The organism is Bacillus sp. FSL W8-0640, assembly GCF_038007725.1.
In the GTDB taxonomy this organism is placed as follows: domain Bacteria; phylum Bacillota; class Bacilli; order Bacillales; family Bacillaceae_G; genus Bacillus_A; species Bacillus_A cereus.
Genome location: NZ_JBBOXT010000001.1, coordinates 1,816,432 through 1,832,722 on the forward strand (window position 1 = coordinate 1,816,432; position 16,291 = coordinate 1,832,722).

Below are 16,291 nucleotides of genomic sequence, written 5' to 3' on the forward strand. Positions count from 1 at the left end.
AAATATATTAGATGCTAAGTAGAAAGGAAATGGTTCCTTTGATACCTAAAATTTTAATAGTAGATGACGATCCACACATTAGAGAACTCGTTTCGGTATTTTTAGAACGAGAAGGTTTTCAAACATATGAGGCAATTGATGGAGTAGATGCACTTCAGAAAATGGATGACGTAAAAGTCGATATGGTTATTCTTGATATCATGATGCCAAATATGGATGGATTTGATGTATGTTTTGAATTAAGAAAATACTATGATATCCCGGTTCTGATGCTAACTGCCAAAGGGGAAACATCACAAAAAGTAAAAGGATTTCACCTTGGGACAGATGATTATCTTGTAAAACCATTTGACCCTATAGAATTAGTAGTGAGAGTAAAGGCATTATTGAAACGTTACCAAATTACAGTTTCCCAATCGATTCAAGTTGGAAATGTATTATTAAATCGTAAAACATTCGAAGTTACATCTGGAGAACAAACGGTTACATTACCGTTAAAAGAATTTGAGCTGCTCTTTACTTTAGGGTCTAAATCGGGAAGAACTTGTTCGAGAGAGCAATTAATTGAAGAAATATGGGGATATGATTTTGAAGGGAATGAACGTACACTAGACGTTCATATTAATCGGTTACGTGAGAAGTTTCAAGAAGAGCAGTCGAAATTTAGTATTAAAACAATAAGAGGATTAGGGTATCGCTTAGAGGTAAGTAAATGAGAAAAAGAAAACGAATGAGTAAGTTGAAGATGCTGAAAGTATTTGGAGCGGTATTAGCGCTCTTTTCTTTTCTTACCATAATTTGGTCTATCTCATTTTATGTAGCAACTAGTATATTGAATGCTTTTGACGTAAACGTATCGCCGTTTGTTGCTTTTCTAATTAGTGATATGGTCGGTTTTGTCTTTATTATTCTTATTTGGACATTGATTGGAATATTAATGAGACCAAAACGAGAGGCGATGATTTGGACTATTATTGAACCGATACAAAAAATTGCAAAAGGAGACTTCTCCGTAAAAATAAGAAATGAAGAAAAGTATGATGGTGAAATTGGCGTGCTCGTAAAAAGTATAAATGATATGACAGATGAACTGAATACGATGGAGAAAATGAGACAAGAGTTTGTATCGAATGTTTCTCATGAAATACAGTCACCGTTAACTTCTATAAAAGGATTTGCTAGAGCACTACAAGACGATAATCTTTCTGAGGAAAAAAGAAAGCATTATCTTACCATTATTGAAACTGAAACAACGAGATTATCTAAACTAAGTCAAAATTTACTAAAGCTAACTCTTTTAGAATCAGAAGAGTATACACCAGAAAGAGTGAGCTATCGATTAGATCAACAATTAAAGCAAATTGTGTTAAATAGTGAACCACTCTGGGCTGAAAAAGAAATTGAGTTAGAACTAGATTTAGAAAAAGTATATGTTATTGCTGACCAAGAAAGTATGAGTCAAGTGTGGATTAATTTAATTCATAATAGTATTAAATTTACTCCAAGCGGTGGTACGATTACTATTCAGTTAAAGGAACATGAGACAGTAGTGGAAGTGCGTATCCGTGATTCAGGAATTGGTATATCAGAAGAACAGAAACAACATATTTTTGAGCGTTTTTATAAAGCGGATTCTTCACGAAATCGTGCCTATGGAGGAAGTGGCTTAGGTTTAGCTATTGTAAAGAAAGTACTCGACCTTCATCAAGGAGAGATAAAAGTGGAGAGTGAGGAAGGAAAAGGTACTGAATTTATTGTGCGTATGCCGAATCATGAAGAGAAATAGTGTTAGAAGGAGAACCCTCTAACACTATTTCTCTTTAAAAATGCATTTACCGTTACTGCAATTATATTGAAAAGCTTTTCCTTCGCTTTTCATACTCATACACTCCCCTATGCTGGATTTGTTTTTATTTTACATGAATAATGGTAAAAAAATGAAACTTATAAATAAAAACTTTCTATAGTTACCTACAAGTAACCTACGCACATGAAAGTGCATCATTGCCTTTTTACATAAACATAGATACAATTTTAATATAATACATAACTGAGATGATTAAGGAGTGTTATACTTGGCAGAATTATTACAAGGTAAAAATGCTTTAATTACAGGAGCAGGTAGAGGGATTGGTCGCGCTGTAGCAATCGCATTAGCGAAAGAAGGCGTAAATGTAGGCTTATTAGCTCGTTCAGAAGAAAACTTAAAAGCTGTAGCAAAAGAAGTAGAAGCAGAAGGTGTAAAAGCTGTTATTGCAACTGCTGATGTTTCTTCATGCGAAGAAGTAACAACTGCGATTGAAACGTTAAAAAATGGTTTAGGATCTATCGATATTTTAATTAATAACGCTGGTATTTCTAAATTCGGTAAGTTTTTAGAACTAGACGTTGCTGATTGGGAAAAAATCATTCAAGTAAACTTAATGGGTGTATACTATGCAACTCGTGCAGCTTTACCGAGCATGATTGAACAACAATCTGGTGATATCATTAACATTTCATCTACAGCAGGACAAAAAGGTGCACCTGTAACAAGTGCATATAGTGCTTCTAAATTTGGTGTCCTTGGCTTAACAGAATCGTTAGCGATGGAAGTTCGCAAACATAACATTCGTGTAACAGCTTTAACTCCAAGTACAGTAGCAACTGATATGGCTGTAGATTTAGGATTAACTGATGGAAACCCTGATAAAGTAATGCAAGCAGAAGATATTGCAGAATTTATCGTAGCGCAGCTGAAATTAAATAAACGTACATTTATTAAATCTGCTGGGCTTTGGTCTACTAATCCATAGGAATTAAATTTAACTTTAAAAGAAGGGATATCTATTCTGTAAGGGGTAGATGTCCCTTCTTTATTTTTTGTATTCGAGACAGAATTTTCGGTATAATTAAAAGTGAATGGTAGAAAGCATTGGGAAATTGAAAGGGATGGCAATTGTAAAAGAGTGATGTAAGGAGGAAAAAGGGATGAAAAAGAAGTTTCAAAAATTATAACATGTATCGTGTATAACGAGATTAGCTCGTGGACCTCCAATATACATAACACTATATTATATATTAAAAAATTGGAGGATATAAGTAGATGAGAACTGAAAAAGAAATGTTAGACGTAATTATAAATATAGCAAAAGAGGATGAAAGAATTCGAGCAGTTATCATGAATGGATCGCGTGTAAATCCAAATGTGAAAAAAGATTGTTTTCAAGACTATGATATTATGTATGTTGTAAATGATATACAATCTTTTACGTCTAATCATAATTGGGTTCATAGATTTGGAGAAATAATGATAGTACAAATGCCAGAAGAAATGTCGTTAGTTCAACCAGATGAAGATGGGAAGTTTCCATATTTAATGCAGTTCATGGATGGGAATCGGATTGATTTAACGCTAGTTCCAGTTGAGTTAATAAAAAAGTTCGTTGGACAAGATAGTTTAAGTAAACTGCTTCTTGATAAAGATAATTGTATGGAAGGATTCCCGCCAGCAAGCGATAAGGATTACTTAATAAAAAAGCCTACAGAAAAAGAGTTTTTGGATTGCTGTAATGAATTTTGGTGGTGTAGTACAAATGTGGCAAAAGGGTTATGGAGAGAGGAACTTTCTTATGCAAAAGGAATGCTTGAAGGACCAGTGCGAGATATGTTCATCGTAATGCTAGAATGGCATATTGGTATGAAAACAGACTTTACAGTTAATACAGGGAAGTTTGGAAAGCATTTCGAGCAATATATTGAAGAAGATATGTGGGAGCAATTTAAAAGGACATTTTCTAATGCTGAATATGAAAACATATGGGAGTCATTCTTTGTCATGAGTGATTTATTTAGGGAAGTGGCGAACGAAATCGCTAACACGTATGAATATCAATATCCGCAAGAAGATGATGATAAAGTGACGAACTATTTAAAACATGTGAAAACTTTGCCAAAAGATAGTACATCAATTTATTAATAATATAAAGCAGTAAGACTGTCCTAATTAAGGACAGTCTTATTTTTGTTTATGAATAACAATTTCTCTAACAAAGTGCAGATGAATCACATATGAAAATTTAGGGAGGTTTTTTATCATGTATTATTTTTATTCGCCACAAATGTTTACTCCATATCAATGGGGACTAGAACGAGATGTTTCGTATGCTTATATGCCATATAACTCACTTTATTATGGAGAATATATAAGCGCATTGCCATACGCATATATCCCTCAAAGCTATGAAGTAAAAATGAAAGCAGATGATCGTGGATCGTGGACACCATTTTCATGGGTTGAAAAATATGCGTACGCATTTTCAGGACCGTATAATAAAGCGGAAGTAGCTCTTACATTTGATGATGGACCAGATTCAGAATTCACGCCAAAAATATTAGATAAGTTAAAACAACATAATGTAAAAGCTACTTTTTTCTTACTTGGTGAAAACGCAGAAAAATTTCCGAACGTAGTAAAGCGTATTGCAAATGAAGGGCATGTAATTGGTAATCATACGTATAGTCATCCGAACTTAGCGAAAGTAAATGAGGATGAGTACCGTAATCAAATTATAAAAACGGAAGAAATATTAAATCGTTTAGCTGGTTATGCACCGAAGTTTATACGTCCGCCATACGGTGAAATACTTGAAAATCAATTAAAATGGTCCACAGAGCAAAATTTTATGATTGTACAGTGGAGTGTTGATACGGTTGATTGGAAAGGTGTGAGTGCTGATACGATTACAAATAATGTGTTAGGGAATTCATTTCCTGGAAGTGTCATCCTCCAACATTCAACACCAGGTGGGCATTTACAAGGATCTGTAGATGCACTAGACAAAATCATTCCGCAGTTAAAAACGAAAGGGGCACGTTTTGTAACACTTCCAAGTATGTTCCAGACATCAAAAGAAAGAAAGTGAATGTGTTATGAATTGGGAAAATAAGGTTTATGTCGTATAATGAAAGTGTAAGTTAGGGGGGATATAATTGATTTATGCACTAGTAAACATAGGAATAAGCATATTGATTAGTATTATTTTTATATTTGCGGCAATTATTCTTCAAAAGAATCCACCGACCGATATTAATGCGGCATATGGTTATCGTACGAAACGATCTATGAAAAATAAGGAATTATGGGGTGCGGGTAACAGGTATAGTGCAGAAGTGATGAAGCAAAATGGATTCATCATGATGTTAATTGGAAGTGTTATTAGTATACTGTTTAGATACTCCCATACAACGTTAGCTATAATGATCTTTATGCTAGTACTAATCATTCGCTTATTCATACGAGTAGAGAAAAGATTGAAGGCACTTGAGCAATAATGAAAAATAGGACTCCACGCAATATAATGCTAGGAGTCCTATTTTATTTATAAACTATTATTTTCTAGTAAGTCTTTTCCTTGTTCAACAACAAATTCATAGTATGCAAGATCATATGGATAAATATCATCAAAAGTTATCGTTATCGGTTTATTGCTCAAAACAGAAGTAGCTGTAAAAGATGAAATTTCACCATTTAATAGTTGTAGAAAAGAAGTTGCATGTACTTTCATCACATCGTCTACTTCTTCACCTGGTGCGAATGGAAGTGGATTGATGACATTGTGAAAATACATATGACAAAATTCACGATCAGTAAGATTTGAAATTTCATAATCTATTTTAAAGATTCCTTTGTATACTAAATCAGTAGTTTGAAAGGAAAGCCCCAATTCTTCTTCGATTTCACGAAGACCACCAATTTGTACATCTTCATCATGCATAATATGTCCAGCTGAAGTAATATCCCATATAAGTGGAGCTTCTTTTTTATTTTTAGAGCGTAATTGGAAATATAAGAATATATCTTTAGCATCTTTTTCTACAAACCAACAATGAAATGTTTCGTGCCAATCACCGTCACGATGCACTTCATCGCGTAATTTCTTCCCAAGTGTATTTCTTTCATAATCAAATATTGTTAACCACTCTGTCATTTTAATTCCCCTTTCTGCAAATTTTATTATACAATATTCGTATTGAATTTTGGGAAAATAAAGAAAAAGGGGCGATTATAAGTGGAGATAGAGCGTATGGAAATAAAATCGATTATTTCAACAGAGGAAGAGTTACGGAAAATATTGGGGAAACCAAGTGAGCGAGCATTGAAAAAAGTTATTTCATCATTAGACCACCATTGTGTAGATTTCCTTTCTAAATCTCCTTTTCTAGTATTATCTACTGCAAATAAGTTGGGGGAGTGTGACGCCTCGCCGAGAGGAGACGCACCTGGATTTGTATACGTACTCAATAATAATAAAATTATCATTCCAGAAAGGCCAGGAAATCGTCGTATAGACTCCATTTTGAATATTATTTCAAATCCACGTGTAGGACTAATCTTTTTTATTCCAGGTCTTGGGGAGACACTCAGAATAAATGGCCGAGCGTATATTACAAACGACGAAGAAATTTTGAAAGAAATGCAGGCGAATGGACGTAATCCGTTGCTTGGAATTGTTGTTGAAATAGAAGAGTGTTACATTCATTGTGCAAAAGCGTTTATTCGTTCTAAGATGTGGGATCCAGAATCTTGGTTACATAAAAAAGAGTTACCTTCAGCAGCAAAAATGTTGTTAGAGCATGCGAAAGTGAATGCTTCAGAAGAAGATGTTGCACGTTCTTTAGAAGAAAGTTATACAAAAAGATTGTATTAAAAATTTTATTGATATAATTTTGTAAGGTGAGTATGTACGGGTTTTAGAATGGGAATTTATCCCGCATTAACGGGCAGTAACACCCCTACCTCAAAATTCAGCGAAAGCAAAGAAGTTAGGTGGGGATCAACTGCCCGTAAAAGCCCGATTGGTGAAGGCTAATAATCAGTGGGGATGAACAAAATCCCCGCTGATTAAAGTTTCACTTTATATATGAACCGTTGATTTATAAACTGGAGAAATGACAAAATAGGTAAATTGAGTGGCAGTTGCATAATGCTATTGTGAAATATAATAAAAAATTATTTTGAAAATAGTTAGTAAAAATAGGCTTGCTTTTTAAAAATTTGATAACTATAATAAGTTAACAAATAGACATGAACGAAAAAGTAATGATAAGGACACGAAATCATTTTTACGGTTTACAGAGAGGGAAGCCAAGGGTGTGAGCTTCCTAACACGAGAAATGATTTTACCACCTTTGAACTTCAATAGTGAACGAGTAATCTAGTAATTATTGGCGGTATCAGCCGTTATCTGAACTTGAGCAATCTAGGGAGAAATACGTCTAGATTGGAACAAGGGTGGAACCACGAAAACACATTCGTCCCTTTCCTAGGGATGGGTGTGTTTTTTTACTTTGAAAGGAGGTGCAGTAACATGGAACGATTTGTACGTACGGAAATAACCACCACCTGCATGATTAAAAAGCAGAGTAAGGTGATTGATAGAGATAAATAATAAAATTGTAGGAGGAGATTAGAAGATGAATAACGTTATAAATGTTGGGGTATTAGGTTTAGGTACGGTCGGAAGTGGTGTTGTCCATATTTTGAAAGAACATTATAAAAAAATCGCTCTTGATACAGGATACGAAGTGAAAGTGAAAACAGTCGTTGTACGTGATTTGGAAAAAGAACGCGATGTTTGTATTGACGGAATTGCAGTAACAAGTCATGCAGATGAAGTTCTAAATGATTCAAATATTGATATTGTAGTAGAGGTAATGGGAGGAATTGAAGAAGCAAAACAGCATATTGTTAAGGCTTTACGAAATAAAAAACATGTCGTAACAGCAAATAAAGATTTAATGGCTGTATATGGTGCAGAGCTTCTTCAACTGGCGAACGATAATGATTGTGATTTATGTTACGAAGCGAGTGTAGCGGGCGGTATTCCAGTGTTAAGAGGATTAACGGATGGATTAGCTTCAGATCAAATTGAAAAAATAATGGGAATTGTAAATGGTACAACAAATTATATGTTAACAAAAATGAGTCAAAATGGATGGTCTTATGAAGAGGCTTTACAGGAAGCACAAAAATTAGGCTTTGCAGAATCGGATCCGACAGCAGATGTAGATGGACTAGATGCGGCGAGAAAGGTAGCAATTCTTGCAAACTTAGGTTTTTCAATGAATGTTTCATTAGATGATGTGCAAGTAAGAGGGATTCGAAAGGTCGAAAAAGAAGATTTACAAATGGCTGAAAAGTTAGGATTTACTATGAAGTTAATTGGTAAGGCTGAAAAACAAGGACCAGCCATTCATTTAAGTGTAGAACCGACGCTTTTACCGAGCCAGCATCCATTATCAAATGTGAATAATGAATTTAATGCGGTGTATGTCCATGGCCAAGCGGTAGGAGAAGTAATGTTTTATGGACCCGGAGCTGGGAAGTTACCGACTGGTTCTGCTGTAGTAAGTGATATTATTTCAATCGTTAAAAATATGAATCAAGTTCCGAAAAATAAAAGTGCGTTAAAAGAACCAGTTCCTTATGAATTACAAGGTGATGAAGAAGTAGTTTCGAAATATTTCTTACGTATTTCATTACGAGATGAGCCTGGGATGTTACAAAAAATAACAGAATGTTTCGTTAATTGTTCTGTAAGTTTAAAAGAGGTTATTCAATTACCTTTAAACCGTGAACTGGCAGAAGTCGTTGTTGTGACACATCGAACTTCCAAGTATCAATTTGAACGAGTTTTAGAAGCGATAGAAGCTGTCGCAAGTGAAATAAACAGTTACTACATTATTGAGGAGGAAAAACAATATGTATAAAGGACTATTAAAACAGTATGCGTCTTATTTACCGGTGAATGAAAATACACCTGATGTCAGCTTAATGGAAGGAAACACACCACTTATTCCATTATTAAATATATCAAAACAATTAGGGATTCAGCTATATGGTAAGTACGAAGGAGCGAATCCGACAGGTTCTTTTAAAGATCGTGGTATGGTTATGGCAGTTGCTAAGGCGAAAGAAGAAGGTTCAGAAGCAATCATTTGTGCATCAACAGGTAATACATCAGCGTCAGCTGCAGCATATGCGGCACGTCTTGGGATGAAATGCATTATCGTAATACCAGAAGGAAAGATTGCACATGGAAAATTAGCGCAAGCGGTCGCTTATGGAGCTGAAATTATTTCAATAGAAGGGAATTTCGATGATGCGCTTAAGGCTGTAAGAAATATTGCTGCAGAAGAGCCGATTACGTTAGTAAACTCAGTAAATCCTTATCGAATTGAAGGGCAAAAAACAGCAGCGTTTGAAATTTGTGACCAATTGCAAAATGCACCAGATGTTCTAGCTATCCCTGTTGGGAATGCAGGGAATATTACAGCGTATTGGAAAGGCTTCTGTGAATATGAGAAAGAAAAAGGTTATAAAAAGCCAAGAATTCATGGCTTTGAAGCGGAAGGAGCAGCTGCAATTGTAAAAGGGCATGTAATTGAAGAGCCTGAAACAATTGCAACAGCGATTCGCATCGGTAACCCAGCAAGTTGGTCGTATGCAGTAGAGGCTGCCGAGCAGTCTCGTGGTGAAATAGATATGGTATCAGATGAAGAAATTTTACATGCGTATAGGTTATTAGCAAAAACTGAAGGAGTTTTCGCTGAACCAGGATCAAATGCTTCATTAGCCGGCGTAATTAAACATGTTCAATCTGGGAAAATCAAAAAGGGAGAAACAGTTGTTGCGGTATTAACTGGAAATGGTTTGAAGGATCCTGATATCGCTATTTCTTCAAATCAACTAGACATCGCAAGTGTGTCAAATGATATAGAACAAATTAAAGATCATATTAAAGGGGTGATTATGTCGTGATACCATTTAGCGTTCGTGTCCCTGCTAGTACGGCGAATGTTGGTCCTGGATTTGATTCAGTTGGAATAGCTTTGTCATTGTATTTAGGTGTGGTGGTTAAAGAAAAAGCTGATAAATGGCAAGTAATCCATTCCTTTGAAGAATCAATTCCGACAGACGATAAAAATTTAATCGTTAGCACGGCATGTAAAGTATGTCCTTCTATATCACCCCATATAATAGAAGTTACTAGTAATATCCCATTAACGAGAGGGCTAGGAAGTAGTGCATCAGCGATTGTAGCTGGGATAGAGCTTGCGAATCAACTAGGCAATTTGAACTTAACTGCTGATCAAAAAGTTCAAATTGCTACAAATTTTGAAGGACATCCTGATAATGTTGCTGCTTCTATATTAGGTGGAACTGTAATTGGAGCACTTGATGGAAAGGATGTTTCCGTCGTAAGAATTGAGAGCAAGGAATTGGGTGTAATTTCTCTCATTCCGAATGCAGAATTAAATACAGATGAAAGTCGATCTGTATTACCAAAGATGTTTCCGTTTCATGAGGCAGTTAAAGCTAGTGCGATAAGTAACGTATTAGTAGCTGCATTATGTCAAAAGCGGTGGGAAGTTGTAGGTGAAATGATGGAGAGAGACCATTTTCACGAACCATATCGTTTAGAACTCGTACCATTATTACCATCTATTCGTAAATGCGCAAAAGAATTTGGTGCGTACGGCACAGCACTTAGTGGTGCGGGGCCATCTATTTTTATATTAACGCCATATGAGAAGCGTCAAGAAATCGCTGAGCAATTAGCGAGAGTATTTACAGATATGAAAGTATGTGAGCTTGAAATCGACCATAAAGGTATTATTGTAAATAAGGAAGAGCATATTGGATCGTAAAGAAAGCTGGCATGGCTAGCTTTCTTTACGTTGCAAACCTATTTTAAATTAGGTTTTTTCGGAAAAATATAAAACAAATGTTGATTTTGAATAATGTAAGTAAAGAGTGCATTCATTTTGGAGGTGATTAAATGAATAAAGAGTCACCAGAAGAAAAAAGAGAGCGTATGAGACAAAGTGAATTAAAAAGTAATCCTACGGGTTCTTTACGTGACGGACTCAATAGAGCGGAAACGGGTAGTCCAGTTGATATAGCAGGCGGTATGAATTGGAAAGGTACAGGAATAATCATTTTAGTACTACTTTTAGGATACATTGTATACACTTATTTTTTCAGTTGAAGAATGCTTGTTAAAATTTTGATTTGTTTAGTTTCATAATTGTTGAGAAAAAATGTAGTTACTGTATTACATATCTTCTAAGCGAATTATAGTTGTTCATATCAACTTTTAATACTCCAAACAGAGCTAGCAAAATGCTAGCTCTATTATTTTTTGCCACATTCCTGTAACAAAGCATCTGTATATTCATTGGTGGAGGTGCAGAGGATGAAAAAAATGATAGCGATATGTCTTCTTACAACTATGTCGTTTTCGACTTTAGTCGGTTGTGACGTAAAAGGTAGTAATGCTGTACAAGAGTCTAAAATAAAGAAAGCGACGTATAAAGATTTTACTTATGATGTAAATCCAGAAACATTCACATTAACTGTAGAACATGAGGGGGCAAAGGAACAGGCATCACAACCCCTACCGAAAATGAAGGTATCGAATGTAAAAAAAGAAAAGGATCGTACATCGTGGGAATATCCAGATCAAAAAGTAAAAATAAAATTAGAAAAGAAAAAAGACCACTTAAACATTGAAGTGGAATCGACTGGTGCAGAAAGCTTTACATGGCCGAAAGTAGAAGCTGAAAATTATACACTTCCGTTATGGGAGGGTAAGCAAATTCCGAGCAATGATGAGAATTGGAAGAAGTTTTTAAAGGATGATGCATATTCATTTGCTGAATCATTTTCTATGAAGTTTTTCGCATTAAATGGTTCGAAATATTCAATTGTATATATTGCAACGAATATGTTTAATAATGAATTGAAATTTCATTCGGATCCGAAAATAGGATTTGATTTTACACATGAATTTCCGAGCATAAATAAAAATAAAACATATGGATTTCAATTATATGTGACAAATAATGATGCGGTAAGCATTGCTAAACTGTATAAGGATGATATTGTTCGAAAAGGTGAATTTAAAACATTACAAGAAAAGGCTAGAAAAAATAAAGAAATCGAAAAGTTATATGGAGCGGCGCATTTTTATTTTTGGAATCAAAATGGTTTATTAGAAAATAATATAAATTGGCCAAAACTAAGGGAGCAAATAAATAGCCCGCTGTTTAGTCATATAAAAGAACTTATTCAAAAGAATAGTTCCGAGCCTGGGGAACTGAATGTATTGGATCAAGTAAGTAAACAAGATTTCATTGATAAGTATCAAAAAAATGTTATTTTACGTTATATAAACGAAGTATTATCGATGAAGGAATTTTATAAAGAGGATATTTTTCAAAACGTTAATCAGGAAGCTAGTGTGCTATTAAAGAAAGGTGTAGGTCACTTAACGAATACAGAATTGTATAGCTTAAATAAGCATTTATTAAAGTCGCTACTTGGTGATGCGGTTGAAGAGGTAAGTAAATGGGGTAATGCAGATGGAACGGATATATTAAAGGAAATGAAAGAGGCAGGAATAGAAAAAGCGTGGATTGGTCTGCCGAACTGGGAACAAGGATTTATGCAACCTAATTTCGTGACAAAAGCTAAGGAAATGGGGTATTTAGTTGGTCCGTATGATTCGTATCATTCCATTCACGAAAAAAGTGATAAAAATTGGAACACAGCATCCTTTAATGACCCGTCATTATACGAAGAGGCTACTGTAACGAAGAAAAACGGAGAAAAGGTGCAAGGCTTTTTAGGAAGAGGTCGCAAGTTAAATCCGACTTTATCGCTGCCTAGTGTAAAGGAACGCATGAATGATATATTACAAAATGGTCCTAAATATAATTCATGGTTTATTGATTGTGATGCGACAGGTGAAATTTACGATGACTATTCAGCGAAACATATAACGACGCAAGAGCAAGATTTAAAAGCACGTTTAAAACGAATGGACTACATTGCGCAAGAAAAGGGTATGGTCGTTGGTTCTGAAGGCGGAAATGATTTTGCTAGTAGTACGATTGCATTTGCACACGGAATTGAAACACCTGTTATTAAATGGGACGATGAAGATATGCGGAAAAATAAAACAAGTCCGTATTATGTCGGTGGATATTGGTCACCAAATCAAAATGTGCCTGAAAAATATGCAAAACAAGTACCATTGAAAGAAGAATATAAACAAGTATATTTAAACCCAGTATATTCGGTACCATTATATAAATTAGTATACAATGATTCCGTTATTACAACGCATCATTGGGAATGGGGAAGTTTAAAGGTAAAAGATGAAGTTGGAAATCGAATGCTGTCTGAATTATTGTATAATGTTCCTCCGTTGTACCATTTAGATGAAGTAGAGTGGAATAAGCATAAAAAAGAAATTACAGAGCATCTAAAAGTTTGGAATGAAGTTCATGAAAAAGCAGTAAAAGAAGAGATGACGAATTTTGCGTATTTGTCAGAAGATAAGCTAGTACAATCTGTTTCTTATGGAAAAGATATTAAAATCATTGTGAACTTCTCAAATGAAGACATGGAAGTAGAAAAAACGAAAATAAAAGCAAAGTCGGCTTACATTGATAATCAGGGGAAGAAAAGTGTGTATACGCCGTTTGAGAAATAATAAAGTTAAATATACTGTATTCATAGAGATTTTATAATTAGCTGGATTCTTTATTCATATCGTTTGTTAGGAAAAAGACATTCTAATTTAAAATGAAAGAGTTAATAAATTTGTAAATCCGTATGTTGCGAAGTGCTAAATTTTTGAAATTGGTAAATAGTGACTTGCCAAAAATAAGTACGAGAGTATAATGTGAAATGGAATACGTATTGGGTTTAAGTAGTAACCTTACAAAATTGTAAGGTTAGTGAAAGGAAATTCAATATGAAGATAAATAGACTTACATTATACTTGGTAAAGAGAAAGAGAGGCGAATGGGTATGAGCTCTGAATTAGAACAAAATACGAGAAGTAATAAAAAGCGTTCTAAAAGAAAGTCAATAAAATGGTTCATATTAATTCCATTTTTCCTACTTATTTTTGGAGGAGTAGGATATGGTTCGTTTATATATAATAAAGCAAAAGCTGTTGTAAATGATGCGTATGCAAAAATTGATAAGTCATCAAAGCGTGATAAAGAAGTTGAACCTTTAAAGGATAATATTTCAATATTAATCATGGGTGTAGATGGAAGTGAAATGAGAAAAAGCCAATATGGCGAAGCAGTTCGAACAGATGCACTTTTATTAGCAACAATTAATAAAGATGATAAGTCTGTTAAGCTAGTAAGTATTCCACGTGATTCACGTGTTTACATTCCAACTAGAAAAAAATTAGATAAAATTACTCATGCTCACGTATTTGGTGGCGTAGAAAGCACACGTGATACGGTGGAAAGATTTTTAAATGTCCCTGTTGATTATTATGTGAAGTTTAACTTTGAATCATTCGTACAAATTGTCGATTCAATTGGTGGTATTGATATTGATGTACCAGTTACTTTCACTGAACAAGATAGTAAAGACCAAGCTGGTATGATCCATTTAGAAAAAGGTTACCAACATTTAAATGGAGAACAAGCACTTGCACTTGCAAGAACGCGTAAAATTGATAGTGACGCAATGCGTGGACAGAGACAGCAACTTGTAATAGAAGCAATTGCTAAAAAAGCGATGTCTGTTCAATCAATTAGCAAAATGGGCTCTTTACTGGATGCGGTTGATAAAAATATGAAAACGAACTTAACATTTGACGATATGCTGGCCATTACAAAAAATATGGCAGGATCTAATTTGGAAATGGAAAAAATGCAAATAGAAGGTACAGATAAACGTATCGGTGGTATTTATTATTACATTCCAAATGAAAAAAATGTAAAAGACATTTCCAAAAAATTAAATGATCATTTAGGTGTAACGCCAAAATCAGTCCGAAACGAATAATAAAAAAAGATTGGCTTTTGCCAATCTTTTTTTATGGGAATGTATTTGTAACTTTTCTGTAACGATTTTTTAGTTTAGAAAAATTATACTCATATGTATGAGTATAATGGATAGGTAAAAAAGTAAAAGGACATATTCAAAATTTGTGGTAAGGAAAGATATCATATGCAGAAATGGTTAAGCATGATGGGAATTATCTTTATATTGACTGGATGTAAAATGTCTGAGGCTCCAACAAGTCTAATGGAAGCTCCTACAAATGAAAAATGGATTAATGAATTAAAGGAACAAATTGATAAAGATTTACCTGTTAATTATCGCTTACTTACTCCAATGTCTAACAAAGATAAACAGATGATTTGGTCAATGAATTTTAAACAAGATAATAAGAAAGAAGCCATCTTATTTTATAAATTGCCGAATGAAGATCATAGCGTATATTTAGCCGTATATGAAGAAATCGGAAATGGCTGGAGAATAAAGTCCACACATAAATTTGATGGAGGAGATGTAGATATCGTTGAAGTCGGTGATTTTACAGGGAACGGGAAGAGAGAGTTGTTAATCGGAATCTCTGTAAATCGTGAATCGTTAGAACATGTTATGTATGTTTTTTCGGAAGAAAATGAAGAGATGAAGGAAATATATAATCGAAGTTATACGAAGTTATTCATAGAGGATCTAAATGAAAATGGACTGAAAGATATAAGCCTTGTTACATTTGAAAAAGATGAGAAGCTGACAGTTGAGTTCATGGAACAATTTAAGACTTTATCTGAAGTGTCATACGATCCATTTATAAATAGTATTCAAAGAATACAAATGGGTCGTATATCTAAATCACTAAAGGCGGTAGTAATTGATGCAGGAGTTGGCGCTCATTCAGGTATAACTTATGTAGCAAAATTTGATCAGGATCATTATGAAGTATTACCTATAGATGGGAAAGAAGATTTATTTAATGAATATGTTGTAGAAAGTAAAGATGTTAATGAAGACGGCATTATTGAATTTGTTCGTACTGTACGTCCAAAAGGTTGGGAGGATAAATCACATGGCGATAGTCCGCTTTTTGAACGTTACATACAGTGGAGTGAATCTGGAATTAAACCAATTGAAGAACGATATATAGATATAGAAAAAGGATATTATGTGAAAATTCCTAAAGAGTTAATAGGGAAAATTACAATACCAGATCAGCAAAAAGAATCAAATTCTCAAAAGTTTTTGGATACAAGAACAAATGAAATATGGCTTGAAGTTCATATTTTTAAGCGGAAAGAATGGTTCAATATAAAAGGCTACAGCGCAGCAATTAAAACAGCTTCTCACGTATATGCAGTACCGAAGCAATCGAAATTTGAAAAAGTGAAAGAATATATAAAACCGCTAGCGGATTATCAACAAGAGTAGGAGGTGGGAATT

Annotated in this window: 15 protein-coding genes, 1 pseudogene and 1 other annotated feature; of the genes and pseudogenes, 14 read left to right on the top strand and 2 right to left on the bottom strand. The window is 34.3% G+C overall.

Translation table 11 applies throughout. From position 1 onward, the window contains the following. The first annotated feature begins 38 nt into the window (after positions 1 to 38). Positions 39 to 716, top strand: a complete 678-nt coding sequence (gene hitR / locus N2V80_RS09480) for an envelope stress response regulator transcription factor HitR (protein ID WP_000612414.1) — start codon at positions 39 to 41, stop codon at positions 714 to 716. Further along, the gene (gene hitS, locus N2V80_RS09485) at positions 713 to 1,786 is read left to right on the top strand and encodes an envelope stress sensor histidine kinase HitS (RefSeq protein ID WP_061654530.1); all 1,074 of its coding nucleotides are present in this window, start codon (positions 713 to 715) and stop codon (positions 1,784 to 1,786) included. The genes hitR and hitS overlap by 4 nt, the downstream gene beginning before the upstream one ends. Positions 1,787 to 1,810: 24 nt before the next feature. On the opposite strand, the pseudogene N2V80_RS30510 reads toward hitS, so the two are convergent. Next, positions 1,811 to 1,879, bottom strand: a pseudogene (locus N2V80_RS30510) (DUF3139 domain-containing protein); the annotation flags it as partial. 196 nt (positions 1,880 to 2,075) lie between these two features. Here N2V80_RS30510 and N2V80_RS09490 point away from each other — a divergent pair. The 4 genes from N2V80_RS09490 (at position 2,076) to N2V80_RS09505 (ending at position 5,313) form a co-directional block, all read left to right on the top strand. Then, positions 2,076 to 2,795: a 3-ketoacyl-ACP reductase gene (locus N2V80_RS09490; protein ID WP_000818979.1), complete on the top strand. Its 720-nt coding sequence runs from the start codon at positions 2,076 to 2,078 to the stop codon at positions 2,793 to 2,795. 290 nt (positions 2,796 to 3,085) lie between these two features. Continuing rightward, complete coding sequence (locus N2V80_RS09495) at positions 3,086 to 3,958, top strand: aminoglycoside 6-adenylyltransferase (protein ID WP_061654529.1); 873 nt, start codon at positions 3,086 to 3,088, stop codon at positions 3,956 to 3,958. A 118-nt stretch (positions 3,959 to 4,076) separates the two neighbouring features. Next, a complete protein-coding gene (locus N2V80_RS09500) occupies positions 4,077 to 4,904 on the top strand; it encodes a peptidoglycan-N-acetylglucosamine deacetylase (RefSeq protein WP_061654528.1) in 828 nt (275 codons plus the stop codon). Positions 4,905 to 4,974: 70 nt separating this feature from the next. Next, positions 4,975 to 5,313 (top strand): SdpI family protein, encoded by a 339-nt coding sequence (locus N2V80_RS09505; RefSeq protein WP_025966230.1) that lies wholly within the window; start codon positions 4,975 to 4,977, stop codon positions 5,311 to 5,313. A gap of 47 nt (positions 5,314 to 5,360) precedes the next feature. Here N2V80_RS09505 and N2V80_RS09510 read toward each other — a convergent pair whose 3' ends face one another. After that, on the bottom strand, positions 5,361 to 5,969 hold the full coding sequence (locus N2V80_RS09510) for an NUDIX hydrolase (RefSeq protein WP_061654527.1): 609 nt from the start codon (positions 5,967 to 5,969) through the stop codon (positions 5,361 to 5,363). A gap of 81 nt (positions 5,970 to 6,050) precedes the next feature. Between N2V80_RS09510 and N2V80_RS09515 the strand changes: the two genes are divergently transcribed. The 8 genes from N2V80_RS09515 (at position 6,051) to N2V80_RS09550 (ending at position 16,279) form a co-directional block, all read left to right on the top strand. Further along, positions 6,051 to 6,689: a pyridoxamine 5'-phosphate oxidase family protein gene (locus N2V80_RS09515; protein WP_000402131.1), complete on the top strand. Its 639-nt coding sequence runs from the start codon at positions 6,051 to 6,053 to the stop codon at positions 6,687 to 6,689. A 383-nt stretch (positions 6,690 to 7,072) separates the two neighbouring features. Then, positions 7,073 to 7,304 (top strand) — a binding site (T-box leader). A gap of 151 nt (positions 7,305 to 7,455) precedes the next feature. Next, entirely contained in the window at positions 7,456 to 8,751 is a 1,296-nt protein-coding gene (locus N2V80_RS09520) for a homoserine dehydrogenase (RefSeq protein WP_061654788.1), read from the top strand. Then, entirely contained in the window at positions 8,744 to 9,802 is a 1,059-nt protein-coding gene (gene thrC / locus N2V80_RS09525; RefSeq protein ID WP_000276439.1) for a threonine synthase, read from the top strand. The genes N2V80_RS09520 and thrC overlap by 8 nt, the downstream gene beginning before the upstream one ends. Further along, positions 9,799 to 10,692, top strand: coding sequence for a homoserine kinase (thrB, locus tag N2V80_RS09530; RefSeq protein WP_000612105.1), 894 nt, complete (start codon positions 9,799 to 9,801; stop codon positions 10,690 to 10,692). Before thrC ends, thrB begins: the two co-directional genes overlap by 4 nt. A gap of 131 nt (positions 10,693 to 10,823) precedes the next feature. Next, positions 10,824 to 11,033: a DUF6366 family protein gene (locus tag N2V80_RS09535; protein WP_001031483.1), complete on the top strand. Its 210-nt coding sequence runs from the start codon at positions 10,824 to 10,826 to the stop codon at positions 11,031 to 11,033. 207 nt (positions 11,034 to 11,240) lie between these two features. After that, positions 11,241 to 13,544, top strand: coding sequence for a glycoside hydrolase (locus N2V80_RS09540; protein WP_000738150.1), 2,304 nt, complete (start codon positions 11,241 to 11,243; stop codon positions 13,542 to 13,544). Between the two features lie 320 nt (positions 13,545 to 13,864). Beyond that, the gene (locus N2V80_RS09545) at positions 13,865 to 14,866 is read left to right on the top strand and encodes an LCP family protein (RefSeq protein WP_001987131.1); all 1,002 of its coding nucleotides are present in this window, start codon (positions 13,865 to 13,867) and stop codon (positions 14,864 to 14,866) included. Positions 14,867 to 15,031: 165 nt separating this feature from the next. Continuing rightward, positions 15,032 to 16,279: a hypothetical protein gene (locus tag N2V80_RS09550; RefSeq protein WP_001174863.1), complete on the top strand. Its 1,248-nt coding sequence runs from the start codon at positions 15,032 to 15,034 to the stop codon at positions 16,277 to 16,279. Positions 16,280 to 16,291: the final 12 nt, after the last annotated feature.

Bases quoted from the DNA above. Each gene is read 5' to 3' on its own strand.
- hitS (WP_061654530.1), top strand. From the start codon at position 713: ATGAGAAAAAGAAAACGAATGAGTAAGTTGAAGATGCTGAAAGTATTT.
- N2V80_RS09495 (WP_061654529.1), top strand. From the start codon at position 3,086: ATGAGAACTGAAAAAGAAATGTTAGACGTAATTATAAATATAGCAAAA.
- N2V80_RS09500 (WP_061654528.1), top strand. From the start codon at position 4,077: ATGTATTATTTTTATTCGCCACAAATGTTTACTCCATATCAATGGGGA.
- N2V80_RS09510 (WP_061654527.1), bottom strand. From the start codon at position 5,969: ATGACAGAGTGGTTAACAATATTTGATTATGAAAGAAATACACTTGGG.
- N2V80_RS09520 (WP_061654788.1), top strand. From the start codon at position 7,456: ATGAATAACGTTATAAATGTTGGGGTATTAGGTTTAGGTACGGTCGGA.
- thrC (WP_000276439.1), top strand. From the start codon at position 8,744: ATGTATAAAGGACTATTAAAACAGTATGCGTCTTATTTACCGGTGAAT.
- N2V80_RS09535 (WP_001031483.1), top strand. From the start codon at position 10,824: ATGAATAAAGAGTCACCAGAAGAAAAAAGAGAGCGTATGAGACAAAGT.
- N2V80_RS09540 (WP_000738150.1), top strand. From the start codon at position 11,241: ATGAAAAAAATGATAGCGATATGTCTTCTTACAACTATGTCGTTTTCG.
- N2V80_RS09545 (WP_001987131.1), top strand. From the start codon at position 13,865: ATGAGCTCTGAATTAGAACAAAATACGAGAAGTAATAAAAAGCGTTCT.
- N2V80_RS09550 (WP_001174863.1), top strand. From the start codon at position 15,032: ATGCAGAAATGGTTAAGCATGATGGGAATTATCTTTATATTGACTGGA.